Here is an 879-nt window from a genome sequence, read left to right as displayed (position 1 = left end):
GAATGATCGCCTGCAATTCTCCCTGTCGTTCGAACAGGATCCGTGGAAGGAACGCCTGGAACAGCCACTGCTGAAAAAAGAATTCGACGTCATCCCCGTGAAAAACCTGGAGGTGCTGGCATGAACTGGCTCGATATCTGCGCACTGGAAGAAATCAACGCCCTGGGCTCACGGATCATCGCCGGCCCTAAAGGTGACATCGCGATTTTCCGTACCAGCGACGATGAGGTGTTCGCCCTCGACGACCGCTGCCCGCACAAGGGCGGGCCGCTGTCCCAAGGCTTGATCTACGGCAAGCGTGTGGCCTGCCCGCTGCACAACTGGCAGATCGATCTGGAAAGCGGCGAAGCCTTGGCCCCGGACATCGGCTGCGCCCATCACCACCCGGCGCGGGTCGAGAATGGTCGAGTGATGCTGGCTCTGCGGGACGCAGGCTGATGGACCGCCAGATCACCGCGTCCACCTGCTGCTATTGCGGGGTTGGCTGCGGGGTGCTGATCGAGCATGACGGCGAGCGCATCCTCGGCGTCAGCGGCGATCCGGCACACCCAGCCAACTTCGGCAAACTTTGCAGTAAAGGATCAACCCTGCATTTGACCGGCGACTTGACCGCGCGGGCGTTGTACCCGGAATTGCGCCTCGGCAAAGGCCTGGCGCGTGGCCGCACCGACTGGGACACCGCCCTCGATCACGCCGCCAGCGTTTTCGCCCAAACCATTGCCGAGCATGGCCCCGATAGCGTGGCTTTTTACATTTCCGGGCAATTGCTGACCGAGGACTACTACGCCTTCAACAAACTGGCGCGAGCGCTGGTGGGCACCAATAACATCGACAGTAATTCGCGGCTGTGCATGTCGTCGGCAGTGGTCGGCTACAAAC

The 879-nt window shown here is 61.3% G+C and carries 3 protein-coding genes; all 3 read left to right on the top strand.

What is annotated here, in order from left to right:
• Positions 1-124: hypothetical protein (locus AC1DRJ_RS30135; protein WP_477805332.1), on the top strand; the 124-nt coding region annotated here is incomplete at its 5' end.
• A complete protein-coding gene (nirD, locus tag AC1DRJ_RS30130) occupies positions 121-438 on the top strand; it encodes a nitrite reductase small subunit NirD (RefSeq protein ID WP_477805331.1) in 318 nt (105 codons plus the stop codon). The genes AC1DRJ_RS30135 and nirD, both read left to right, overlap by 4 nt.
• A partial coding sequence (locus AC1DRJ_RS30125) for a molybdopterin-dependent oxidoreductase (RefSeq protein WP_477805330.1) occupies positions 438-879 on the top strand: 442 nt, incomplete at its 3' end. The genes nirD and AC1DRJ_RS30125, both read left to right, overlap by 1 nt.

This window comes from Pseudomonas sp. P5_B2, assembly GCF_056400445.1.
The sequence above is the reverse complement of the archived record's forward strand: the minus strand, read 5'-3'. Positions and strand labels throughout refer to the sequence as shown.

Excerpts from the sequence above, each read along its gene's own strand:
- nirD (WP_477805331.1), top strand. The coding sequence starts at position 121 with ATGAACTGGCTCGATATCTGCGCACTGGAAGAAATCAACGCCCTGGGC.